The 25,058-nt window shown below is 72.3% G+C and carries 15 protein-coding genes; 11 read left to right on the top strand and 4 right to left on the bottom strand.

Translation table 11 applies throughout. From position 1 onward, the window contains the following. The first annotated feature begins 81 nt into the window (after window positions 1-81). Entirely contained in the window at window positions 82-2,919 is a 2,838-nt protein-coding gene (locus ACZ3UD_RS34430; protein ID WP_465596898.1) for an RICIN domain-containing protein, read from the top strand. Between the two features lie 258 nt (window positions 2,920-3,177). Continuing rightward, on the top strand, window positions 3,178-4,935 hold the full coding sequence (locus ACZ3UD_RS34435) for a DUF885 domain-containing protein (RefSeq protein ID WP_465596901.1): 1,758 nt from the start codon (window positions 3,178-3,180) through the stop codon (window positions 4,933-4,935). A 550-nt stretch (window positions 4,936-5,485) separates the two neighbouring features. Here ACZ3UD_RS34435 and ACZ3UD_RS34440 read toward each other — a convergent pair. The 4 genes from ACZ3UD_RS34440 to ACZ3UD_RS34455 form a co-directional block, all read right to left on the bottom strand. Further along, the gene (locus ACZ3UD_RS34440; protein WP_465596904.1) at window positions 5,486-7,432 is read right to left on the bottom strand and encodes a glycoside hydrolase family 5 protein; all 1,947 of its coding nucleotides are present in this window, start codon (window positions 7,430-7,432) and stop codon (window positions 5,486-5,488) included. Window positions 7,433-7,667: 235 nt separating this feature from the next. Beyond that, on the bottom strand, window positions 7,668-8,045 hold the full coding sequence (locus tag ACZ3UD_RS34445) for a glycerate kinase (protein ID WP_465596907.1): 378 nt from the start codon (window positions 8,043-8,045) through the stop codon (window positions 7,668-7,670). An 89-nt stretch (window positions 8,046-8,134) separates the two neighbouring features. Beyond that, complete coding sequence (locus ACZ3UD_RS34450) at window positions 8,135-8,659, bottom strand: DUF6114 domain-containing protein (protein ID WP_465596910.1); 525 nt, start codon at window positions 8,657-8,659, stop codon at window positions 8,135-8,137. A gap of 62 nt (window positions 8,660-8,721) precedes the next feature. Then, on the bottom strand, window positions 8,722-9,342 hold the full coding sequence (locus ACZ3UD_RS34455) for a DUF6230 family protein (RefSeq protein WP_465596913.1): 621 nt from the start codon (window positions 9,340-9,342) through the stop codon (window positions 8,722-8,724). Window positions 9,343-10,321: 979 nt separating this feature from the next. On the opposite strand from ACZ3UD_RS34455, the gene ACZ3UD_RS34460 reads away from it, so the two are divergent. The 9 genes from ACZ3UD_RS34460 to ACZ3UD_RS34500 all read left to right on the top strand — a co-directional run bounded on the left by ACZ3UD_RS34460 (window position 10,322) and on the right by ACZ3UD_RS34500 (window position 25,057). After that, window positions 10,322-11,818: a sugar transferase gene (locus tag ACZ3UD_RS34460; RefSeq protein WP_465596980.1), complete on the top strand. Its 1,497-nt coding sequence runs from the start codon at window positions 10,322-10,324 to the stop codon at window positions 11,816-11,818. Window positions 11,819-11,891: 73 nt separating this feature from the next. Continuing rightward, window positions 11,892-13,208 carry a nucleotide sugar dehydrogenase gene (locus tag ACZ3UD_RS34465; RefSeq protein WP_465596916.1) on the top strand — a complete coding sequence of 439 codons (1,317 nt, stop codon included), beginning with the start codon at window positions 11,892-11,894 and terminating at the stop codon, window positions 13,206-13,208. Beyond that, window positions 13,198-14,478 (top strand): glycosyltransferase family 4 protein, encoded by a 1,281-nt coding sequence (locus ACZ3UD_RS34470; protein WP_465596919.1) that lies wholly within the window; start codon window positions 13,198-13,200, stop codon window positions 14,476-14,478. The genes ACZ3UD_RS34465 and ACZ3UD_RS34470 overlap by 11 nt, the downstream gene beginning before the upstream one ends. Continuing rightward, window positions 14,475-15,839: a Wzz/FepE/Etk N-terminal domain-containing protein gene (locus ACZ3UD_RS34475; protein ID WP_465596922.1), complete on the top strand. Its 1,365-nt coding sequence runs from the start codon at window positions 14,475-14,477 to the stop codon at window positions 15,837-15,839. The genes ACZ3UD_RS34470 and ACZ3UD_RS34475 overlap by 4 nt, the downstream gene beginning before the upstream one ends. Next, window positions 15,836-17,368: a Wzz/FepE/Etk N-terminal domain-containing protein gene (locus ACZ3UD_RS34480; RefSeq protein WP_465596926.1), complete on the top strand. Its 1,533-nt coding sequence runs from the start codon at window positions 15,836-15,838 to the stop codon at window positions 17,366-17,368. Before ACZ3UD_RS34475 ends, ACZ3UD_RS34480 begins: the two co-directional genes overlap by 4 nt. 3 nt (window positions 17,369-17,371) lie before the next feature. Further along, window positions 17,372-19,306 (top strand): asparagine synthase (glutamine-hydrolyzing), encoded by a 1,935-nt coding sequence (gene asnB / locus ACZ3UD_RS34485; RefSeq protein WP_465596929.1) that lies wholly within the window; start codon window positions 17,372-17,374, stop codon window positions 19,304-19,306. A 32-nt stretch (window positions 19,307-19,338) separates the two neighbouring features. Next, window positions 19,339-21,555 carry a bi-domain-containing oxidoreductase gene (locus ACZ3UD_RS34490; RefSeq protein ID WP_465596932.1) on the top strand — a complete coding sequence of 739 codons (2,217 nt, stop codon included), beginning with the start codon at window positions 19,339-19,341 and terminating at the stop codon, window positions 21,553-21,555. 2 nt (window positions 21,556-21,557) lie between these two features. After that, window positions 21,558-23,519: an alginate lyase family protein gene (locus ACZ3UD_RS34495; RefSeq protein WP_465596935.1), complete on the top strand. Its 1,962-nt coding sequence runs from the start codon at window positions 21,558-21,560 to the stop codon at window positions 23,517-23,519. Between the two features lie 8 nt (window positions 23,520-23,527). After that, complete coding sequence (locus ACZ3UD_RS34500) at window positions 23,528-25,057, top strand: right-handed parallel beta-helix repeat-containing protein (protein ID WP_465596938.1); 1,530 nt, start codon at window positions 23,528-23,530, stop codon at window positions 25,055-25,057. The last annotated feature ends 1 nt before the right edge of the window (window position 25,058 follow it).

Raw genomic sequence — 25,058 nt, forward strand, 5'->3', positions numbered from 1 at the left:
CCTTTCAGCGTGATCAGGGCCGTCCCACCGGCCGAACCCGTCCAGCACGCCGTTCACCACAGAACAGACCGGAGAAACCACGTGCCTTCCGGAACACCTCAACGCGCGCGGGCGCTCGGCCTGACCGCCGCCCTCACGCTGGCCGCCGCGCTGTCGCTCGCACCACCCGCCCCGCCACACGCCCGTGCCGCGGCCGCGACCGCGACGACGGCCTGGCAGGCCGGCCAGTTAACCGTCGACACGCCGAACCTTGTCCGGCGCTCCGACGTCGTACTCGGGCGCCCCAACGCCGCCCAGTCGCAGTTCATGCCGCTGGGCAACGGCACCCTCGGCGCCGCCGTGTGGGCCGCCGACGGCTTCACGGCGCAGCTGAACCGCTCCGACACCTATCCCGACCGCAAGTCGCCGGGCCAGGTGACCATCCCCGGTCTGGCCAAGCTCACCGGCGCGGCGGACTACCAGGCTCATCTGGACCTCTACGACGGCACGTTCACCGAGTCCGGCGGCGGCATGACCTCCACCACCTACGTGCGGGCCGACAAGGACGAGCTCGTCGTCGACGTCACCGGCGCCGACCCGAACGCGCAGCAGAGCGCCCAGCTCTCGCTCTGGTCGGGCCGCTCCCCGCAAGCCCTCGCGTCCGGACCGCTCGGGACCCTGGCCGAGACCTGGGCCGACACCACCCAGCCCGGAGCGAGCGGTGCGGTCTTCGGCTCCCTCGGCGCCGTCACGGCCGGCGGCCGGGACGTCCACGCGAGCGTCGTCGATCCCGAGACCGTGAAGGTCTCCTTCAGCCCCCGCCCAGACGGTTCCTTCCGCGTGGTCGTCGCCGCCCCGCACTGGACCGGCGGGGACGCGCCGGCCACCGCGGCCAACCTCCTCGGCTCGGACGCGACCGCCGCGACCGGGACGACGGAAGCGGCCCATCTGGCCTGGTGGCACTCCTACTGGGGCCGGATCGGGCTGATCAGGTTCTCCTCCGCGGACGGGAGCGCCGACTACCTGGAGAACCTGCGCACGCTCGACCTGTACGACGCGGCCGCGGAGAGCCGCGACACCTACCCCGGCTCCCAGGCCGGGGTGGCCGACCTGTTCTCGCCCTACCAGGACAACCACAAGTGGGACCCGGGCGCCTACTGGCACTGGAACATGCGCATGCAGGTCCAGGCGAACCTGTCGGCCGGCGCCTTCGACCTCAACACCCCCTACTTCGACCTCTACCGCGACAACCTGGCGAACACCCGGTCCTGGACGCAGTCCCACATGGGACAGCGTCCGGGCACCTGCGTGCCGGAGACGATGCGCTTCAACGGCCAGGGGTACGAATACGAGACCTGGCTCTCCTCCCCCGGCCTCAACTGCGACGCCGCCTCCGGGCCGTACTACAACGCGCGCACCCTCTCCACCGGCGCCGAGGTCGGGCTGTGGGTGTGGCAGCAGTACCTGATGACCGGCCAGAGGTCCTTCCTCGCCGCCAACTACCCGCTGATGGCCCAGGCCAGCCGGTTCCTGCTCGCCTACGCGACCACCGGCCCCGACGGCCGGCTGCACACCTACCCGTCCAACGCCCACGAGACCCAGTGGGACGTCCACGACCCCACCACCGACCTCGCGGCCATGCAGGCCCTCTTCCCCGCCACCGCCCGGGCAGCCCGGCTCCTGGGCCGGGACGCCGACCTGGCCGCCCAGCTCGACGCCGCGGTCCCGAAGCTCCCTCCGTTCGCGCGCACCGACACCGCCACCCGGTCCCGGCTGCTCACCCCTGCCGCCGACGCCTCCGGCACCGACGTGATCGCGCCGTCATACGACCCCTCCGCCGCGACGATGAACTCCGAGAACATCGGCCTGGAACCGGTGTGGCCGTACGGGCTCGTCGGCGACTCCGGGAGCCTGTCGGACCTCGCCAGGCGCACCTACGCCAACCGGCCCAACAAGCAGGCCAACGACTGGAGCAGCGACCCGATCCAGGCCGCCCGGCTGGGCCTGGGCGACGAGCTCGCCGGTACCCTCACCGGCCTGACCGAGAAGTACCAGCACCTGCCGTCCGGCCTGGCGACGTTCGTCGGCGACGAGCCCTACGCCGAACAGCAGGGTGTCGTCGCAGCGGCACTCGACGAAGCCCTGGTCCAGGACTACGACGGGATCATCCGCATCGCCCCCGCCCTGCCGGCGGGCTGGGACGCCGACGGGACGGTGTTCGTCCAGGGCGGCAGCAAGGTCTCGGTCCAGGTGCACGGCGGCACCGTGACCACCGTCGGCATCAACGCGGGCTCCACCGGGGCGGTCGAGCTGCGCAACCCCTGGCCCGGTCAACCGGTCGAGGTCGTCGACGGACGCGACGGGACCACGGTCGTCGTCGCGCCCACCTCTGCCAGGCAGATCTCCATCCCCGTCACGGCCGGGCGCTCCTACCTCGTCCAGCGCCCCTCCGCACCCGTCGGCGCCCTGCCGGTCGCGGCGGTGACCGGCACACCCGCCGCGACCGCGCGCACACTCGGCCCGGCATCGATCGGCCTACCCGCCACGACCACGCCGACCGACCGTCCCCTGGTCAGCGCGGCCTCCCACCGGTGCCTCGACGACCCGGCGGGCAGCACCAGCCCCGGCACCACCGTCGACATCCGGGACTGCGGTGGGGGCGCCAACCAGGACTGGACGCACACCTCCGGCCAGGCCCTCACCACCGAGGGCCTGTGCCTGGACGCCAACGGAGGAGGCACCACCCCCGGAACGGCCGTCATCCTCTGGCCCTGCCAGGGCTCGTCCAACCAGCAGTGGACCTTCGCCCCTGACGGCACCATCCGGGGGGTCCAGTCCGGCCTGTGCCTCGACGTCACCGGCGGCGCCACCGACAACGGCGCCCCGGTCGGACTGTGGAACTGCACCACCGCCGCCAACCAGCAGTGGAGCACGGCGTGAGCACCACCCGTCGTCGCTGCCGGGCGCGCCCGGCAGCGACGCACCGTTCCGGAACACGGCGAAGGCGTCCGCCCCACTCCTCCGCCCCACGACCACGCTGAACCTCCGCGGCGCAGGCCCTCCCACCGGCCTGCGCCGCTTCCACGAGGGCGGGCTCCACCCGCACGGAGTCCGGCTGTCCGTCGTACTGGCGACGGCCGCCCACGCCGAGTCCGGCCGGACCTGACACGCAGCACCCGTTACTCCAGGATGGTCACCATGCCCGAACACTCACTCCCCGGTCAGAGCCCCACGCCCGACTCCCCGCCGGCTCCGGTACCGTCGGATCGCATACCGGCCGCACCGCTCGCCCCCGGCTCGCCGCGCAGGATCGCCGACGACCACGTGGCCGCCGTGGTCGCCCACGACCCTTCCACCGCCGCCTGGCTGGGAGAACCGGTCGGAGCGGACCGGCAGCCCGACTTCACACCCGAGTGGTACGACGAGGCCGCCGAACTGGCCCGGCGGACGCTGGCACAGCTGGCGCACGCGACGGTGCCCGCCGCCGGAGCGGAGGCGGACTGCGCGCGGCTGCTGCGCGAGCGGCTGACGGCCGAACTGGCCGGCCACGAGGCGGGCGACCACCTCTGGTCGCTGCGGCCCCTGCACTCGCCGCTGCACACGCTGCGCCGGACCCTGACCCTGTCGCCGGCCGAGACCGAGACGGACTGGGAGAACCTGGGCGGCCGACTGCGGACGCTGCCGGGAGCCCTGGACGGGTACCGGCGAACGCTGCGGGCCGGGATCGACCGCGGGCTGCTGTCGGCGCCGCGCCAGGTCGAGGCCGTGATCGGGCAGCTGACCGCCTGGCTCGGCGAGGAGAGCGACGGGCCCAGCTGGTTCACCACCTTCGTCGCGCCCGGACCGGAGCGGCAGCGGGCCGCGCTGGACCGGGCCGCGCTCGACGCCACCACCGCGATCGCCGCCTTCCGCGACTGGCTGCGCACCGACTACGCGCCCGCCGCGGCCGGGGTGCCGGACGCGGTCGGCGAGGAGAAGTACCTGCGTGCCGCCCGACAGGCCACCGGCGCAGACCTGAACGTCACGGACGCCTACGACTGGGCCTGGACGGAGTTCCACCGCACCCTCGACGAGATGCGCCGCGCCGCCCGGCAGGTGCTGCCCGGCGCGAACGTTCTGGAGGCGATGGACCACCTGAACGAGCACGGCCACGCGATCGAGGGCGAGGAGGGCATCCGGGCCTGGCTGCAGGAGCTGATCGAGCAGGCGATCGAGGACCTGGACGGCACCCACTTCGACATCGCGGGCCCGCTGCGCCGGGTGGAGACCCACATCGCGCCGCCCGGAACCTCGGTGGCGCCGCACTACTCCGGCCCCAGCCTGGACTTCAGCCGCCCCGGCCGCACCTACCTGCCGGCGCTGGGCCGCACCCGGTTCCCGACCTGGCAGCTGGTCAGCACCTGGTACCACGAGGGCGTCCCGGGCCACCACCTGCAGCTCGCCCAGGCCGTCACCCTGCAGCACCGGCTGACCCGCTACCAGGTCACCCTGGGCAAGATCAGCGCCAACAGCGAGGGCTGGGCGCTGTACGCCGAGCGGCTGATGGACGAGCTGGGCTTCCTCACCGACCCGGCGCACCGGCTCGGCTACCTGGACAAGCAGATGCTGCGGATCATCCGGGTGATCATCGACATCGGCATGCACCTGCGCCTGCGGATCCCCGCCGACTCACCGTTCCACCCCGGCGAGCACTGGACACCGGAGCTCGGCACCGCCTTCATGGCCGCTTACCACGGCAGCCCGGCGGCACGGCGCAACGGCGAGATCGAGCGCTACCTGGGCTGGCCCGGCCAGGCGATCGGCTACAAGCTCGGCGAGCGCGCCTGGCTGGCGGGCCGGGCCGAGGCCAGGCGGCGCCGCGGTGCCGACTTCGACCTCAAGACCTGGCACATGGCCGCACTCTCCCAGGGCTCACTGGGCCTGGACGACCTGGCCGGCAGCCTCGCGGCACTCTGACGGCCCGCCACCCGACACCGGGTCGGACCAATGGCCCGGGGCCCCGGTTCGGCGGCCCCTTCCCCAGAGGGGGCTGCCGGCCGAGCCGCAGTGGCACCTGGTCCCCTGACGGGCCGCCACCTCGGGCCGAAGGCGTCGAGGAAGACCACCGGCTCCCCCGCGAAACGCCCTGCCGCATCCAGCTCCAGCAGCGCCGCGAACGCCTTGGCGGTGTACGTCCGCTCCGGTTCCAGCCCCGCCTCGCCCTCCGCCCGCGTCAGCGCCACCGCACCCTCGACGGTGGGGTGCGCGTAGCCCGCGCCGAGCCAGCTCCGGCCAACGCCGGTGCAGCAGCGGTCGCCTCATACGGCCGACGGTAGGACAACGGCGGCCCGCTGCCCAGGGTTGGGAACGCCCCACCAAGCGCGCGGGCCCGACTCAGGTTGCAGTTGGGCTTGGGCCGCGATGCTGTCGAAGCGGCCGGAGCCGTTGTTCAGCCGACCCCGTCCGGCCCGCGGTTCCGAAGCCCGGCCGTCGAGTCGGCCGGGCTGCCTATCTCGGGGTCGTGGGCTCAGCCGAGCGGGCGGCAGAGCAGGACGTCCGGGACGCCGTAGTGGAGCCAGCGCCAGGTGTAGGCGACGCCCGCGACGTACTCGTTGTAGGCGCACTGGCCCTTGTAGTAGCCCGGAGCCCAGTCGCTCGCCGCGGAGTCGGAGCCGGTGGAGGCCGACGGGCGGTTGTCGGCGTGGTCGAACCAGACGTTGCGGCCGGTCAGCGGCAGCTTCGCGGCGGACGGGGCGCACAGCAGGGCGGACATGGCGTTGCTGTTCACGGCGTATCCGACGGCGATGGTGTTGTCCGGGCACTGCAGCTTGTTGTAGCCGGACGCCCAGTCGCCCTCGGTGACGTACCGCTCGTCGGTGACGGTCACCCAGCCCCCGGCGCCCGTGGCCGGTTCTCCGGCGTCGGTGCACAGGCCCCGGCTGTCGCCGCGGCCGAGGCCGATCAGGCGCTCACCGTCGGGGCAGTTGCCCTTGCGGTTGCCGCCGCTCCAGTCGGGCAGCGCCATCATACGGGCCGACACGTTGTAGTCGCCGTGGTCCAGGTTGAGCTGGTTCCAGTGCGTGGACTTCGCGACCTGCCCGCTGTACGAGGGCGCGTTCACCAGCTTGTTCCAGTCGGCGGCCCGCCAGTCGCCCTGGTCCTCCAAGGAGAGCTGCCCGCCGTTCGCGTCGTACGAGAGCAGCGCCCAACTGTCCTGCGGTACGCCGCCGTTCTGCCAGCCGACCAGCGGCCAGACGGCGAAGTCGGTATCGTTGGCGACCAGGATGTCGGTGAAGTCGCGGAACCAGGCCTGTTCCTTGGCGTCGGTCGAGCCGCGCCCGCCCGCGCCGAACTCGCTCACCCACACCGGCGCCGTGAAGTGCTGGCCGGCCTGCGTGACGAACAGCGCCTCCTGGTTGACCACCGAGGCCAGCTGGTCCGGCGTGAAGTCCTCGTAGCGCGGGTCGCTGGTCGCGCCCGGGCCGCTGCCGGCACCCGTGTTGGCCGGTCCCGTGTAGGCGTAGAAGTGGGCGGCGTAGACCAGCTTGCCGGAGTTGATCAGGGTGTTGGAGAGCGTGGCGACCGGGGTGAGCATCGGGCGGCCGTGGGAGAAGAGGGCGGACGGGATGCCGTACCAGTTGATGCCCTCCATGATGATCAGCAGGTCGGGGTCGGCCTGGAGGATCCTGTTGCCGGCCTCCTCGAAGGCGGCGTTCTCGTCATGGCTGTCGCCCATGCCCCAGTTGGGGTCGTCCCAGGTGTCGCGGCGGACCTCGTTGCGCAGGTCGGCACCGACGACACGCTTGTCGGCCCTGTACCGGTTGGCCATGAACACCCAGTCGTCCTCCCACTGCTGAGTGCTCTGACCGCTGTTCCAGCGCTCGTTGCCGTCCAGGCCGCAGCAGAACCGGTAGCTGGTGGTGTGGTTGTTGAGGATCACCGCGAAGCCGTCGGCGGTGAGCGCCGCCACTACGGCGTCGTAGACCTGCAGCGGGGTCTTGCCCTTGAGCTGCGGATTGGCTGCCACCGCCACGTCCGGCACCGTCGAGGTGTCGTGGATCAGCGCGTTCGCGAACGGCAGTCGGATGCTGTTGATCCCCAACTGGTGGAACCCGTTGAGGATTTCACCCATCGGCGCGCGGTCCAGCCCGAGCGGGAGGTTGTACGAGACCTGGCCGGCCTGGTTGTTCGCGGGGTCGGTGGTCGAGCCGCTGCCCTCCCATGTGCCCTGCGCGCCCGCCCAGTTGCCCGCCTTCAGCTTGAAGCGGTTGCCGGAGGCGTCGACGATGTACCGGCCCCGGGTGCTGAGCGGGCCGTCCCAGGAGGCGGCCAGCTGGGCGCCGGTCAGGACAGTGGGCGCGGCGGCGCTGGCCGTGGTACCGGCCGATGCCGTCGTGGCGCCCCCGATGGTTGTCACGGCGAACGCGAACAGGGCTGTTCCTGCCGCCAGGGCGCGGAGCACAGGTCGTCTCATGGTCATTCCCGGACGTGGTGGTGAGGGTGGGGTGCGCGCACGCGCGGGCCTGTCGCCGGACCGCCGAGGGCGCGGTCCGGCAACAGACCTGAGGTGTGCATGGTAAGGGCGGGGCGTGCGCCCTGTCAGGAGGGCAGGTGCCAGCGCCGGTTGGCGCTCGCGGTGCGGTCCCGGATGACCGGCCGCGGGCTGCTGAGGCTGGCGCCCGAGCCGTACGGTAAAGCTTCTGACGGTCTCAGAGGCGATTCGGGACTGAAGTCATGACGCCGCCATCGAACATTTCCTCCGCTTCAGAGCAGCCCGGGGCTCGGCCGATTCTCCGCGGATTGGTGACGTCCGTGAGCAGCCGCAGGCCCAGGGCATACAGCAGGCCGGTGCCGCCGTCGGTGGAGGCGGAGCCGCCGAGCGCGATCAGCAGCCGGTCGGCTCCCTGGTCGAGGGCACGCAGCCGTCCGCGGCCTCGGCGAGGCTCCAGTTCCTCGTGGTGATCTGGTTCAGCGACAGCCGGTTCGATGCTCGATTCCCGCCATCCCGAGGAGCGTCCGCATCCGGTGGGCGGCCAGCTCCGTAAACCGACCCCTCGGCCCGGCAACACACCCGAGAACTTGATCACCCTTCACCCTGGGGCCGGACAGGGACCACCAGGATGACCCCGACAGGGCCCGCGCCCGCGCGATCCGCGTGACACGGGCCCTCTCGCGGTTACTCCGAGATCCCCGGCTCCACCAGGCCACCGGTGTCACGCCCGACACCATCACCATCCGCGCCGAGCGCGTGACCACCAACGCCGTGACCACCACGGACCACAGGGCGCATGGAAGGTGGAGCCCAGGCGCAGGCCAACGAGCCGCCGATGAGCCCGGGCAGCACGCCCAGGAAGAAGCCGCCGAAGTTGGCGACCGGCACGGAGAGCAGTGAGAGCAGGATCGCGGCGACCCCGGCGAAGATCCGCACCTGCTGCTGGAGCCAGAGCGAGACACCCAGCGTGATCAGCAGACTCCCGATGAGGAGTGAGCCCGCGCCCGCGGTGGTGGAGAGCGCCAGGCCGAGACCGCCCAGGCTGAGGTGGGCGTAGGGGAAGGGGAAGTAGAGGATCGGCAGGCCGCCACCGAACGTCAGCAGTCCGGCCCAGAAGGGGCGGGTGCCGCGCCAGACCCGGAACTCCCACCGGGCCGTGGCGATCGCCTCGCCCGGCCGGGACCACGGGACCGTGGATTTCTTCCACACGTGGCAACTCCCTGTGCTGTCAGTGGGATTGAGGCGGATCACCGGGGTATCGGGTCAGCGGGTCAGAAGCACTCGTCCCGGCCGCGCACCAGCGACACCCCCAGCCCGGGAACATCGAAGCTGCCGGCCGCCACCGCGACCGCGGTCACCCGCACGTCGGTCAGCTTGATCGAACTCGCCTGCTGTGCCGGGCTGTTGGGGTTGAAGAAGCGCGAGTCCCGATCGCCCCGGCTGACTTCGCCCTTGGTGAGCGCTCCGGCGGCAACCCCGATGTCGAGGCGATGGGCGGTCGACTGGTCGGCCGCCAAGTGCTTCGCGTCGATGAAGAACTCCTTCGCGCTGGCCGCTCGCTTGTCGCCGGTGAGCCGCAGCGTGAAGGTGCCGAGCACCGGGATCGGGAAGACGGTGGACTGGCAGAGCCCGCGGATCGTGGCGGACTCGAACCCCGTGACCATGACTGGCACCGGGTCGTGCTCGCGGGTGAGGTCCACCGTGCCGTACAGGCTGAAGCCCTCACCCTGGAGCTCGTCGGCGAAGAGCTTGAACTCCTCCCCGGAGATGAGGAACGACGCGCCGAGCGCGTTCTGCGCCACGCCGACCACGAGGGCCGCGGTGGCCGCGAGACACGGCAGCAGGATGACGGCGAAGCGCTTCCAGCGGGTCCTGCCGAAGCGTTGCGACATGCCGCCCCTCTCTGACGTGGACCACGACTCCCGGGCGCCGGTGCGACCGGCCGGGAGCGGGCGCACGGGACACCGCGCCGCTGCCCGACATCGAAAAAGACCGAACACGGCCGATCATGCGATGCAGGAAACGGCTCCGCAAACCGTTCACGCCCGGATTGGCGACCATGTCGCCGCACATCACTCCAGCGGCCTATCGGCCATGGCCCAGGGGCTCGCCGATCAGCGCCGGTGGGACCAGCGGGATCATCCGGCTGGCGGGGCCGGCCGGCCACCCGGATTCGACCGGCGCGTCCACCGGCTCCGCAACGTCGCCGAACGCCGCTTCAACAGGCTCAAGCAATGGTGCGGCCCGGCCACCCGCCACGACAAGACCGCGAGTCCCGCGGCCCAGCCGACAGTGGCGGAACGCCTCGGGATCACCGGTGCCGGCAGCCCGGAGAGCGCCCGTCATCGCAGGCCACAACGCACGTCTTCGTCTTCGAGGCACCCGTCGGCAGTCACCGTTCGGTGGATCCGGCTTCAAATGTCGAGCACGCGTTTCACACATCCCACACTTTGGGCGGCCCCGATGCTCTACATTGATTTTCGCTTCGCACAGTTGGCGGCGAGGCGACAGATGATGATCTACAGGTCCGGCGCTGCGGACAGCCGGTAGTCGCGCCCCCGCGGCAGACGTGGGCGTGATCGAATTCCTGGCGCCCGAGACGGGCCTTGAGTGTGGAGCGCAACCGTCGACGGTTTCCCGCGCACCTCGGGACTCCGACAGGGCATGCGAGTCCGCCGGCGCCTGGGTGGGATGTTCAAGTAGCGCTGCAACAAGCCGGTTTGCCATTCGCAGGGAGGGCTGAACCTCCCGGAGGTAGGAACAGCGCGGCACGGGAGGCGGGGCCTCCCTAGGGGAGGAACAGGTGCGGGAGGCGCGAGCCTCCTGGGGGGAGGAACCGTGTGGAGCGAACACGTCGAACCCGCTGGTGACCTGGAGGGGACTGTCGAGCAGGGGGAAGGAGAATTAGTCAGCCCGTTTCTACCGGCGCGGGGGCGTCCGAGGAACGGGACAATCAGCCGGCCCGAGATCGACTGGGAGCTGCAGTACCGCCGTACTGTGATCATCAGCGATACCGTGGCCACCGCCTTCGTGGTAGCGGCGACAGGCGGCTTCTTCGGGGTTCGGGACGCGGCCAACTGGCACGAGAAATGGGGAATTCTCGCCTTCGGCACCGAGCTGCTGGTGCTGGGAGCGCTTGCGATGACCCGGTCGTGGGCTCCGGCCGTACTCGGCCAGGGCGCCGAGGAATTCCGCCGGCTCGGGCGCGCACTGTTCACGGCGGCCGTCGTACTGGCGCTCGGCGGGATCGCCCTCACCTCGCACAACATCAAGCTCTGGATCTTCGTCGCGATCCCGGCGATCACGGTCGTCACCATGACCGAGCGGTATCTGCTGCGCCTCTGGCTGCACAAACAGCGCAACGTCGGACGGTGCCTGCGCCCGGTGCTCGCTGCCGGGAGCCCGGCCACCGTGCGCGACCTGATCACCCGGACCCGCAAGTTCCCGCACCTCGGCTGGCGGGTGGAGGCGGTGTGCACGCCGTACGATCTCGGGCCGGGCGGTGAGCGACTGGACGGAGTGCCGGTCGTCGGCCGACTGACGGACGTCGCCAACCACGTCCGCCGCGACGGCTACCGCGTCGTCGCGGTCACACCGGACCCGCACTGGACACCGGACCGGCTGCAGCGGCTGGCCTGGAACCTCGAAGGCGGCGACGCCGAGATGGTCGTGGCGCCGGTGCTGATGGAGGTGGCCGGCCCGCGGCTGCACGTCGACGCGGTGCTCGGGATCCCGATGCTGAGGGTCAGCATGCCGACCTTCACCGGGGGCCCCCGGGCGGTCAAGGAGATCGTCGATCGACTGGGCGCCGCGGTCCTGCTGATCCTGTTCGCGCCGCTGATGGTGCTCGTCGGGCTGCTCGTGCGGGTGGACAGTCGGGGCGGGGCGTTCTACCGGCAGCACCGGGTCGGCAAGGACGGCCGCGAGTTCACCCTGGTCAAGTTCCGCACCATGGTCGACGGGGCCGACCGGGCACGCGCCGAGCTGGCCGACCGCAACGAGGGCGCCGGCCTGCTGTTCAAGCTCCGCCGGGATCCGCGGGTGACCCGGGTGGGAGCAGTCCTGCGCCGGTACTCGATCGACGAGCTCCCGCAGCTTCTCAACGTGCTGACCGGCTCGATGTCGCTCGTCGGTCCGCGGCCTCCGCTGCCGGAGGAGTCCGCCGCGTACGGACCGGACATCCGGCGGCGGCTGCTCGTCAAGCCCGGGCTCACCGGCCTGTGGCAGATCAGCGGGCGCAGCGACCTGCCGTGGGAGGAGGCGGTCCGGCTGGACCTGCGGTACGTGGAGGACTGGTCGCTCGCCCTTGACGCGGTGATTCTCTGGAAGACGCTGCGTGCGGTGCTTCAGGGGCAGGGGGCCTACTGATGCGTGGGGGGCGTCGTCCGATCGGCGCGCGGATGGCCGGCCAGAAGGGCCTGCCCGAGGGGAGGAACGGGTCATGAGGGTCAGCGTCTTGGGGCTCGGCTACGTGGGCTGCGTGTCGGCCGCGTGCCTGGCCAGTCTGGGCCACGAGGTCATCGGGGTGGACGTGAACCAGGTGAAGGTCGACCTGGTCAACGACGGCAAGGCCCCGGTGGTCGAGGAGCGGATCGGCGAGCTCATCGCCGAGGTCGTGCGGGCCGGGGCGTTACGCGCCACCGGCGACGTCCGCGAGGCGATCACGGGCAGCGAGGTGTCGCTGGTCTGCGTGGGCACGCCGTCGGAGCCCAACGGCAGCCTGTGCACCACGTACCTGGAGCGGGTCACCGAGCAGATCGGCGCCGCGGTGGCCGAGCGGGGTGGGCGGCAGACCGTCGTGTTCCGCAGCACCATGCTTCCGGGCACCTGCCTGAACCTGCTGGTACCGATCCTGGAGAAGTACACCGGCGGCACGGCCGGGGTGGACTTCGGGGTCGCGGTCAACCCGGAGTTCCTGCGCGAGGGCACGAGCGTGCGGGACTTCTTCGACCCGCCCAAGACCGTCATCGGCGAGCTCGACCCGGCGAGCGGCGACGTGGTCGCGGCGCTGTACGACGGGTTGCCCGGCGAGGTGTTCCGGGTGCCGATCCCGACGGCCGAGGCGATCAAGTACGCGGACAACGCCTTCCACGGTCTCAAGATCGGCTTCGCGAACGAGCTGGGCGCGGTGTGCCACGCGCTCGGGGTGGACTCGCACCAGGTGATGGACGTGTTCCTTGCCGACCACAAGCTGAACATCAGCCCCGCCTACCTGCGGCCCGGCTTCGCCTTCGGCGGCTCCTGCCTGCCCAAGGACCTGCGCAGCCTGGTCCACGCGGCGCGGCGGGCCGACGTCTCGGTGCCCATCCTCTCCCACGTACTGCCCTCCAACTCCGATCATCTGCAGCGCGCGGTGGAGCTGGTCGAGCGCACCGGCAAGCGCCGGGTGGGCCTGTTCGGCCTGTCCTTCAAACCCGGCACCGACGACCTGCGCGAGAGCCCGCTCGTCGAGCTGGCGGAGAGGCTCTTCGGCAAGGGCTACGACCTGCGGATCTACGACCCCAACGTGAGCCTCTCCCGGCTCCTCGGCGCGAACCGCGAGTACATCGAGACCCGGCTGCCGCACCTCGCGCAGCTGCTCGCGGAGTCCGTCGACGAGGTGCTCGACCACGCCGAGGTGTGCGTGGTCGGGACCAGGGAGCCGGACGTCCTGGCCGCGCTGCCGCACGGTGACGGCCCGGCGATCGTCGACCTCATCCGCCTTCCCGACGCCGAGACGCGCCGGACCGAACCGGGGTACACGGGCCTTGCTTGGTGACACGTCGTTCGATGACACGGCCGGCCGCGGCGGGCGGGCCCGTCGCGCGCTGATCCTGGTGGAGAACCTGTCCGTGCCGTTCGACCGGCGGGTGTGGCAGGAGTGCACGACGCTGCGCGACGCGGGCTGGGAGGTCCACGTCATCTGTCCTCAGGGGAGCAAGCGGGACACGGAGCCGGAAGCGCAGATCGACGGGGTGCGGATCCACCGGTACCCGTTGCGCGCGGCCACCGGAGGACCGGCCGGCTACCTGCGGGAGTACGGATCGGCGTTGTGGCACACGGCCCGGCTGGCCCGCAAGGTCGGCCCGGTCGACGTGGTCCACGCCTGCAACCCGCCCGACCTGCTGTTCCTGCCGGCACTGTGGCTGAAGCGGCGCGGCGCGCGGTTCGTGTTCGACCAGCACGACCTGGTACCCGAGCTGTACCTCTCCCGGTTCGACCGCGGTGAAGATCTGCTCTACCGCGCCGTGTGCGCGCTGGAACGGCTGACCTACCGGGCCGCGGACGTCGTGCTCGCCACGAACGAGAGCTACCGGGACGTCGCGCTGCGCCGTGGCGGCCGGCGGCCGGAGGACGTCTTCGTGGTGCGCAGCGCGCCCGACACCGACCGGTTCCAGCCGGTACCGCCCGAGCCGGAGCTCAAGCGCGGCAAGCCCCATCTGCTGTGCTACCTCGGCGTCATGGGCCCGCAGGACGGCGTCGACTACGCCTTGCGGGCCCTCGCGAAGCTGCGCGACGAGCTCGGGCGGACCGACTGGCACGCGGTGTTCGTCGGCGGCGGCGACACCTTCGACGCGATGGTGGAGCTGTCCCGGCGGCTCGGGCTCTCGGAGCAGGTGCAGTTCACCGGGCGCGTTCCGGACGCCGACCTGGTGCGCTACCTGTCCACCGCGGACGTGTGCCTCTCACCCGACCCGCGCAATCCGCTCAACGACGTGTCGACCATGAACAAGGTCCTGGAGTACATGGTGATGGGCCGGCCGATCGTCTCGTTCGACCTCCGGGAGGCGCGGGTCTCCGCCGGTGACGCCGCCCTCTACGCGTCCGCCAACGACGAGGCCGAGTTCGCCGAGCTCATCGCGCTGCTGATGGACGATCCGGAGAAGCGGGCCTGGATGGGCAAGCTCGGCCAGGAGCGGATCAGCGGGCCGCTCTCCTGGCGGAACTCCCAGCGATCGCTGCTCGCCGCCTACGCCGCCGCCTGCCGTGGCCACGCTCCGGTGTCGGCGGGCGCCCCGGACCGGGCGGGGAGAAGGCCGCGCCGTTGAGCGACGACACGATACGCCTGGCCACGATCGGTCGGATCCTCCGTCGGCGCTGGCGGCTTCTCGCCGTCCTCGCCGTGGTGGGTGCGCTCGTCGGTTACGGCACCTCCTTGCTGTTCCCGCCGAGTTACACGACGTCGGCGTCGGTACTGCTGCCGGGGGTGTGGCAGGACCGCGAGTTGCTGACCCAGGCCCAGATCGCGACCAGTTCGGTGGTGGTCGACCGCGCGGCCGTCACGCTCGGCTGGGCCGGGGTCAGCGGCAGCGAGCTGCGGGACCGGGTGAGCGCCACGGCCGCGGACGGGAACATCATCAAGATCTCGGGTACGGCCGACACCCCGGAGCACGCCCAGCAACTCGCCGATCAGGTGGCCCAGCAGTTCGTCACCTTCGCCGCGCGGATCGCGGGCGACAGCACCGACCCCGAAGCGGCGCAGCCCGAGGCACTGCGGCAGCTGGTGGTGCAGGCCAGCCGCCGCATCACCGACCTGGCCGCCGCGGCCGATCCGGGGCAGACCGTGGAGAGCGTGCAGACCCGCACCGAGCTGGAGAAGCTGCGCACCACGCTGCAGGACGCCATCAAGAAGCTGGACCAGGTCGACCCGGCCGCCAACAAGGCCAACATGGTCGTCATGGGGTCGGCGGCCCGACCGACCGGCGAGGCACCGCCGACCAGGACGCAACTCGTCGCCGCCGGGGCGCTGTTGTTCTTCCTGCTCGCGGTCATCGGCCATCTCGCCGCGGCACGGATGAGTCGCCGCCTGCGCACCGAACCGGAGATCGCCGCGGCGCTGGGCTCGGTGCTCCTCGGCACCGTCGACGTACCCGGTGAACGGCCCGCGCACCGGCCGGAGGGCCGTGGCCCACGGGCCCGGGTCCGCCGGCTGCTGGGTATCGACGTCCGGTGGGACCTGCCGACCCCGCACGCCTCCGGCGACGAGGCCAGCAGGCAGCTCCGCTACCGGCGGGTGTGCGCCCGCCTCCGGGACCAACTGCCAGCCCCCCGGCGGCTGTTGGTGATCGTCCCGAACGGCGACGGGCTGGCCCACCGGGCCGCCGGGCAGCTCGTCGCCGAGGCGGGGGGCGATCCGCTGCTGCGGGTGGTGGGGGTTCCGGTGTCCCGGCCGCTGGTGCCGGACCGCGACGAGGAGTCCGGTGCCCTGGTCGTGCTCAGCGCGGGCAGCTGGACCGCGGGGGAGCTCGCCGGCATCGCCGGGGCGTGTGCGGACGCCGAGCACGAGGTCGTCGGCATCGTCGTCGCCGGCACGGTCCGGGACCGTCCGACGCGCTCCGCCGGCCGTCGTCCGGACGGCGCCACGCCGGCGCTCGCGGTCGGCGACGACGCGGGGAGAGGTTCGGGGTGACGACGAGTACGGCGTCGGAGCCGTCGACCGCCTCTCCACTACTGGACCTGCAGGCGCTGGTGGTCGCGGTGCGCAGGCGGCGCCGCCTCTGGTGTGCGATGGCGCTGCTCGGGCTGCTGGTCGGCGCGGCGTTGGCGGTCCTGCGGCCGCCGCCGCCGAGCGCGGTGGCCACGGTGCTGGTCGCCCACCAGGCGGACCAGCCGAACGACCCCGGAACGCTGATCCGCACCGACGCCGCTCTGCTGCGGACCACGGGGATCGCCGGCCAGGCCCTGAAGTCCCTCGGGTCCCCGGAGAAACCGGAGGACTTCATGCGGGACTACGCGGGTACCGGCTTGACCAACAACCTGCTGCAGATCACCGTGACGGGTCACAGCGACGCGGAAGCGGTGGCCCGGGCCAAGGCGCTGGCCGATGGGTTCGTCGCGGACCACGTGCGGCGAATTCAGGAAGCCGCGGACGCCGAGGCAAAGGCCCTGCTCGACCAGCGTGACCGAATGCGGGACGAACTCGCCCAGGTCAACCAGGCGATCGGCGACGCATCGCAGCAGAGCGGGCCGAAGGCGGCGGCGAACCTGGAGGCGCTCTACGCCAGCCGGGCCGAACTCACCTCGCGGATCACCGACTTCGGCCAGCGCGCCGCGGAGGCGCGGGTCGGCACGCCCCGGCTTGTCGCCGGCACACAGATCGTGGACGCCCCGCGCGCGGTGCGGCAGTCCCTGCCGAGGACCGCCGCCACCGACGCCGCGATCGGACTCGTCCTCGGGCTCGCCCTCGGGCTCGCGGTGGCCGCGGTCGGCGCGGTGGTGGCGGACCGCCCCGTGCTGCGCCGGGAGATCGCGGCGGACCTCGGCGCCTCGGTCATCGCGGAGCTGAGCGCCGTGCCCCGCAGGTCGGCCGGCCGGTGGCAGCGCCGACGGGCCCGGGCGGCACGGACGAGACTCACCGCGACCCTGGCCCGCACCGTACGCGGCTCCGCGGAAGCGGTGTCACTGCTGGAACTGGGCTGCGCGCGCAGCACGAGCGTGATCGCCCTGGACCTCGCCGGGGCACTGGCGGCGGAGGAGGGGCCGGTGGTCGTCGTCGACGGTCTGCCCGGCCCGCAGCTCGCCAACCGCCGTCCGAAGCCCGGGGATCCGACCGTGGTCGGCGGCGAGCGCGCCGCGGCCGTGGCACCTCAGCAGCGCCGGCTCGGCGTCGGTTCGGTGGCGCCCGGCACGGCGTGGACCGACCTCCGGTACCTCGGCACCCGGACCGTGCTCGTCGTGCGTGCCGGGCACGGCAGCGCCGCGTGGCTGCACACCGTGGCGCGGCAGCTCGCCGACCAGCGCATTGCGGTGATCGGTGTGGTGCTGATCGACCCCGATCCGCGCGACCGGACCGACGGCACGCTGTGGGACGGGCCGCACACCGCGCCGCGCGGCCGGGACGGGCGGCCGGCCCGGCCGAACCGGACGGGTCGGCGGCGGACGGAACGACTACCGATGTGGACCGCACGGGTCCCGGACAGCGATCAGGAGGCGAGGTAGGACATGTGTGGCATCGCAGGCACGTACCGATGGCCGGACGGGAAGGTCGTGACCGACCTGCTCACCGATACCCTCGCCCACCGCGGTCCGGACGGGGCGGGCCGGTACAGCCACCCCGTCGGTGACGGCGAAGTGCACCTGGGGCACCGCCGGCTGGCCATCATCGACCTGTCCGGGACCGGCGCCCAGCCGATGGTCTCGGACGGCCTCGTCCTGACGTACAACGGCGAGCTGTACAACGCGCCCGAGCTGCGTGCCGAACTGGCGGCCGCCGGGGTGCGCTTCCGTGGCACCTCCGACACCGAGGTGCTGCTGGAGGCCTGGCGGCGCTGGGGCACGGACTGCCTGCCCCGGCTGCGCGGCATGTTCGCGTTCGGGATCTTCGACGAGCGAACCGGTGACCTGGTGCTCGCCCGCGACCAACTCGGCATCAAGCCGCTCTTCCTGGTCCGGCGCGGTGAGGGCCTGGTGTTCGCCTCCGAGCTCAAGGCGCTGGCCGCCGCCACCGGCGGGTCGCTGGAGGTGGACCACGCGGCGCTGGTGGCCTCGCTGCTGTACTACTGGGTGCCGGACTCCCGGTGCGCGTTCCGCGAGGCGGAGAAGCTGCCGCCGGGGAGCTGGCTCCGGTGCCAACCCGACGGCCGGGTGGAGCGCGGCCGGTTCTGGCACCTGCGGGACGTCGCCGCCGAGGGCCGGGAGCGGGCCCGGGCCGGTGAGCGGCCGGATCTCGCCGCCATCGTCGAGGAGTCGACCCGACGCCACCTGCTCTCCGACGTACCCGTGGCAACCTTCCTCTCCGGCGGCCTGGACTCCAGCTACCTGACCGCGCTGGCGGCCCGCGACCACCCCGGGATCTCCGCCTACACGATCGGGTTCCGCGCCGAGGACGCCAGGTTCGAGGCGATGCCGGACGACCTCCGCTACGCCCGGCGGGTGGCCGAGCGGTTCGGCGTCGACCTGCATGAGATCGAGATCGCCCCGGACGTGCTCGACCTGCTGCCGCGGATGACGTACCACCTGGACGAGCCGATCGGCGACCCCGCCGCGATCAACACCTTCCTGATCTGCTCGGCGGCCCGGGAGGCCGGGGTCAAGGTGCTGCTCTCGGGGATGGGTGCCGACGAGCTGTTCGCCGGTTACCGCAAGCACCTGGCCAACCAGCTCGCGCTGCGCTACCAGCGCATCCCGCGGCCGCTTCGGCGCGGCCTGTCCGCGACCGTGGACCGGCTGCCGGTCGCCACGGCCCGCCGGGGGTTCCGGTCGGTGCGGTTCGCGAAGCGGTTCCTCTCCTTCGCCGATCTGCCGGAGGAGACGGCGTTCCGGCGCAGTTACACCATGTACGACCAGGCCGAACTGCTCGCCCTGGTCAACCCGGACCTGGCCGGGACGGTCCAGGACGTGCTGACCGAGCACGCGGACGTCTACCAGGACAACGACCTCGACGACTTCGTCAACCGCATGTGCCTGGGCGACGCCCGGATGTTCCTGCCGGGCCTGAACCTCGCGTACACGGACCGCTCCAGCATGGCCGCGTCGACCGAGGTGCGGGTGCCGTACGTGGACGTCGAGGTGGTCAAGGCGGCGTTCGCCGTGCCCGGCGATCGCAAGATCGTCGGACGACAGGGCAAGGCCGTCCTCAAGGAGGCGGCCACCTCGATCCTGCCCCGGGAGATCGTGTACCGGCCCAAGGGCCTGTTCAGCGCCCCGCTGCGCGCCTGGATGAGCCGGGACCTGGCACCGCTGGTGCGCGAGGTGGTGAACGACGGCGTGCTCGTCCAGTCCGGGTTCCTGCGCCGCGACGCGCTGGCGCGGCTCGTCGCCGAGGACGCCGCCGGGCAACGGGACTTCTCCAAGCATCTGTGGCATGTGCTGACCCTCGAGTACTGGTACCGCGACGCGACCTCCGGCCTCAACCACAGCACTCACTTGACGGCTTAGAGCTCACTTGACTCAGGACAAGGGGACTTCCGGTGAAACAGGTTGTGCAGAACTACAAGAGCGGCGAGCTGTCGGTGCTCGACGTGCCGGTGCCGGGATGCAAGCCGGGCGGTGTGCTGGTCCGCAGCGCCTTCTCGCTGATCTCCACCGGGACCGAGCTCATGAAGGTGTCCGAGGCCGGGATGTCGATGCTGGGCAAGGCCCGCTCCCGTCCGGACCAGGTGGCCAAGGTCATGCAGAGCGTGGCCACCAACGGGCTGCCCGCCACCTACCGCAAGGTGATGGGCAAGCTGGACTCCTACACGCCGCTGGGCTACTCGCTGTGCGGGGTGGTCGAGCAGGTCGGCGCCGGGATCGACGATGTGAAGGTCGGCGACCTCGTGGCCTGCGCCGGCAACGAGCACGCGTTGCACGCCGAGCTGAACTGGGTGCCGAAGAACCTCTACGCCCCGGTGCCGGACGGCCTCGCGCCGCGGCACGCGGCCTTCGGCACCGTCGGGTCGATCGCCTTGCAGGGCGTGCGCCAGGGCGAGCCCCAGCTCGGGGAGGTGGCGCTGGTCATCGGCCTCGGGCTGATCGGGCAGCTCGTGGTGCAGCTCCTCGCCGCCTCGGGGGTGCGCGTCGTCGGAGCCGACCCCGACCCGGCGCGCTGCGAGCTCGCCGAGCGTCTGGGCGCCGTGGCCTGCGGCGATCCCGGATCCGCGGCCGTGGAGACCGCCGTAGCCGAGCTGACCGACGGTCACGGCGTGGACCAGGTGTACCTGGCCGCCGGCGGCGGCAGCAACCAACCCGTCGAGCTGGCCGCCCACTTGGCCCGGGACCGGGGCCGGGTCGTCGACATCGGCAAGTGCCGCCTGGACCTCCCGTGGAACGCGTACTACGAGAAGGAGCTCGACGTCCGGTTCTCCCGCTCGTACGGCCCCGGGCGCTACGACCCGTCGTACGAGCTGGAGGGGCGGGACTACCCGATCGGCTACGTGCGCTGGACCGAGCGCCGCAACCTGGCGTGCTTCCTCGACCTCCTCGCCCGCGGCCGCGTCGACGTGGAACCCTTGATCTCGCACATCGCCGACTTCGAGGACGCCGTCGAGACGTACCAGCGCCTGAAGGACGGCGAGTTGAAGGCCGTGGCCGTGCTGTTCCGGTACCCCGAACCCGCGGCGGAAGGGAAGGCGCAGGCCCCGGCGGTGGCGGTGCCCGCAGTGCGACGCGGCGGCACGGCGTCCACCCCGGCCCGGTCCGCGCCCGGCCGATCCGCAGGGGCACCGGTGCGGCTGGCGTTCGTCGGCGCCGGCAACTACGCGACGTCGATGCTGCTGCCGCACCTGGCACAGCGCGACGGCGTCACGTTGTCCACGGTCGTCACCACGACGGCGCTGTCCGCGGCCAACGCGCGGCGGAAGTTCGGCTTCGCCCAGGCGACCACCGACCTCGACGCCGTGCTCGGCGACCCGGCCGTCGACGCGGTGTTCGTGGTCACCCGGCACAGCTCGCACGCCGAACTGACCCGCAAGTCGCTGCTGGCCGGCAAGGCGGTGTTCGTGGAGAAGCCCCTGGCCCTCACCGAGGACGAACTGGCCGGCGTGCTCGCGGCGGTGGAGGAGTCCGGCAACGACCGGTTGCAGGTGGGCTTCAACCGCAGGTTCGCACCCCTGCTGCGGGAGGCCAGGAACCGGTTCGGCGCCCGGACCGGTCCGGCGAGCCTGCGCTACCTGGTCAACGCGGGCCGGCTGCAGCACGGCAGCTGGTACCTCCAACAGGGCACGGAGGGCTCACGGTTCGCCGGCGAGGGCGGACACTTCATCGACACGGCGAGCTGGCTGCTGGAGGCCGACCCGGTCTCGGTGTACGCCGTCGCCCCGTCCGGCAACGAGGACCTCCAGATCGTGCTGCGCTACCCGGACGGCTCCACCGCCACCCTCAGCTACGTCACCACCGGCGCGCCCGGCTTCCCCAAGGAGACACTGGACCTCGTCGCGGACGGCAGGGTGCTCAAGCTCGACGACTTCGTGCGCGCCTCGGTGTATTTCGACAGCACAGCCGGCCGCAAGCGGTGGGTCAGCTCGCGGCTGCCCCAGGCCCGGGACAAGGGCCAGTCGGCCGAACTGGCCTCGTTCATCAAGGCCGTGCGCACCGGCGGGCCGATGCCGGTGCCGCTGGAGTCGCTGGTCGCCACCACGGCGGCCACCCTCGCCGTGCGGGCGAGCCTGGCCGGCGGCGCGCCGGTGACCCTGGCGAGGTCGCTGTGAGCATGAGCGCAGGCTGGTACCTGCGGCGCCTGTCCCGGATGGGGCCGCAGGAGGTCGGCGGCCGGGTGGGCGACGCGGTGCGCAGGCGGCGGTGGCGGTCGGTGTCGCCGCCGGACTGCCCGGGAGTGACCGGCGCCCGGTTCACCGCCGTCCTGCCCGCCGGGGCGATCGCCGCGGTGCCGGCGGACGCCGCGAAGCGTCTCGTCGCCGAGGCGGACCGGCTGATGGACGGGCACGCCGAGTTCTTCGGGGTGGAGCGCGACGACCTGGCCGACCCGGACTGGTGGCTGGACCCGAAGACCGGGCGCCGGGCGCCGTCCGGTTACGCCTTCGACGTGCCGTACCGGGACGAGGACGCGGTCGGGGACATCAAGCAGATCTGGGAGCCGTCCCGCCACCAGTACCTGACCGTGCTCGCCGCCGCCTACGCGATCACCGGGAACGAGCGGTACGCCGGGCGCGTGGCCGAGCACCTGCGGTCGTGGTGGGCGGCCAACCCACCGCTGCGCGGCGTGCACTGGATCAGCGGCATCGAGCTGGGCATCCGGCTGTTGTCCTGGGTGTGGGTCCGCCGGCTGCTCGACGGCTGGCCGGGCGCGGCCGCGCTGTTCGAGGGCAACCCGGTGGCGCTGAACCAGATCTGGCACCACCAGCGCTGGCTGGCCGCCTTCCCCAGCCGGGGGTCTTCGGCGAACAACCACGTCATCGCCGAGGCGGCCGGGCAGTTCGCCGCGGCCTGCGCGTTCGGGTGGTTCCCCTCCTCCGAGCGCTGGCGCTCGGACGCGCTGCGGTCGCTGGAGCGGCACCTGCGCGCCAACACCTTCGTCTCCGGCCTCAACCGCGAGCTGGCCACCGAGTACCACGGGCTCGTCCTGGAGCTCGGCCTGGCCGCGGTGGCCGAGGCGGACGCGGCCTACGTGCCCGTCCCCGCGACCGTCCGGTCGGTGCTGCTGCGGATGACCGACGCGCTCGCGGCCGTCGTGGACAATCGGTTGCGGCCGCCGCGCCAGGGGGACGCGGACGACGGGCACGGTCTGATCGTGGACGGCGCGGGCACCGACCGCTGGGCCTCGCTGCTGGCCACCGGCGGCGCCGTGTTCGGTCGGCTTCCCTGGTGGCCGGAGGTGACCGGCGCCGATGCGCGCACCCCGCTGCTGGCCGCGCTCATCCGGCCGTACGGGAAGGACGCCACCGCGAAGAACGGCGGCGTGACCCGCCCGGCGAGCCGGCCGGTCCACTTCCCCGACGCGGGGATGACCATCCTGCGCGGCGGGGAGGAGATCTGGTGCCGCTGCGACGGCGGCCCGCACGGGTTCCTGTCCATCGCCGCGCACGGCCACGCGGACGCGCTGTCCGTGGAGGTCCGCCACGACGGGGTCGACGTGCTCGCGGACCCGGGGACGTACTGCTACCACGGGCAGCCCGAGTGGCGGCGCTACTTCCGCTCCACCCTGGGCCACAACACCCTGGAGCTGGACGGCGAGGACCAGTCCGCCTCGGGCGGCCCGTTCCTGTGGACCCGTCACGCCCGCACCCGTGTCCTGGTCGCGGACACCTCCGACGAGACCGTGGCCCGCTGGTGTGCCGAGCACGACGGCTACCAGCCCTCGGTGCACCGCCGCCGGGTGGAGCTGACCGCCGCGAGCCGGGAGCTGCGGGTGGTCGACGAGGTGCGCGGCCCGCGCCGGGCCGTGCGCCTGGCGTTCCACCTCGGCCCGGCGATCGCCGCGGACCTGACGGGGAACCGGGCCGTGCTGACCTGGACCCGGGACGGCGAGGACCGCTCTGCGGTGCTCGACCTGCCCGGGCAGCTGACCTGGCGGGCGCACCGTGGCGAGAGCAACCCGCCGCTGGGCTGGTACTCCGCCGGCTTCGGACGCAAGGAACCCGCCATCACGCTGGTCGGCACCGGCTTCGCCGACGGCGCTGAGGGGTTCACCACCGTGCTCGGGTTCCGGGACTAGGGGGGCGGGTGGGGATCAAGAGGCGGCACCGGGGGGCGTGGGCGGCGGCGCCGCTGACGCTGGCCCTGCTGCTGGCGACCGGCTGCACGAGCGGTTCGGACGCCCGGCCGGAGCCGACCGCCACGCCATCCGGGGCCGTGGCCGCGGCCCAGGTGTGCGCCAGCCCCGAGGCCGGGCCGGCGAACGCGCCGGCGGGCGCGGTGACGGTCGACCCGGCGGTGGTCGGTGACCTGGCGGCGAAGACCAGGAGCAGCCCCGCGAACACCACCTTCTGGCTCCGACCGGGGACGCACACGCTCGACTCGGACCGGTACGCCCAGGTCGTCCCCAAGGAGGGGGACAGCTACCTCGGCGCGCCGGGCGCGGTGCTCGACGGCCGGAAGACCAACGAGTACGCGTTCAGCGGCAGCGCCGCCGACGTCACCATCCGCTACCTGACCGTGCAGGGTTTCGTCGCGCCGCAGAACGAGGGGGTGGTCAACCACGACTCGGCCGACGGGTGGGTGATCGAGCACGCGACGATCCAGAACAACTCCGGCGCCGGGCTGATGGCCGGTGCCCGTCAGCGGGTCCGCGCCGACTGCCTGCGCGGCAACGGGCAGTACGGCATGAACGCGTACAAGGCCGGTGCCCCCGTCAGCGATCTGGTGGTCGAGGGCAACGAGATCACGGCCAACGACACCGACCAGTGGGAGCGGCGGCAACCGGGCTGCGGCTGCACCGGGGGCGTCAAGTTCTGGGCCGTCAACGGCGCCGACGTGCGCGGCAACTGGGTGCACGACAACCGCGGACCCGGGTTGTGGGCGGACACCAACAACAACGACTTCCGCATCGAGGACAACGTGCTGGAGGCCAACGACGGTGCCGCGCTGATCTACGAGACCAGCTACAACGCGGTCATCCGGAACAACACGATCCGGCGGAACGACTGGGTCGAGGGCCGCAATGCCGCCGACCGCGGCGACAACTTCCCGTACGCGACCGTCTACCTGTCCGAGTCCGGCGGCGAACCACGGATCCCGGCCCGCACGGACAGGATCGAGATCTACCGGAACGTGCTGGCGGACAACTGGTCCGGGATCACCCTGTGGGAGAACGCCGACCGGTTCTGCAACAGCCCGGCCAACACCTCGTCCGGTGACTGCACGCTGCTGGTGAAGAAGACCGACCGCTGCGCCCAGCCGACGATCGCCGCCCCACCGCTCTACGCCGACTGCCGGTGGAAGACCCAGCGGGTGGACATCCACGACAACCGCTTCACGCTGGACCCGTCCGTCGTCGGGTGCACGGTCAAGTGCGGCCGCATGGCGGTGCTGGCCAACTACGGCACCTATCCGGACTGGTCGCCGTACAAGGGCGAACCGGTGGCCGAGGCGATCACCGGCAAGCAGCAGAACCGCTGGCACGACAACGCCTACCTCGGACCATGGAGCTTCGTCGCCCACGACCCGAGCCGGACGCTCGACTTCGGGCAGTGGCAGGGCACGCCGTACCAGCAGGACGCGGGCAGCACCTTCCGGCCACAGGCCGGTGGTTGAG

It is taken from the genome of Kitasatospora sp. NPDC023118 (assembly GCF_055560875.1).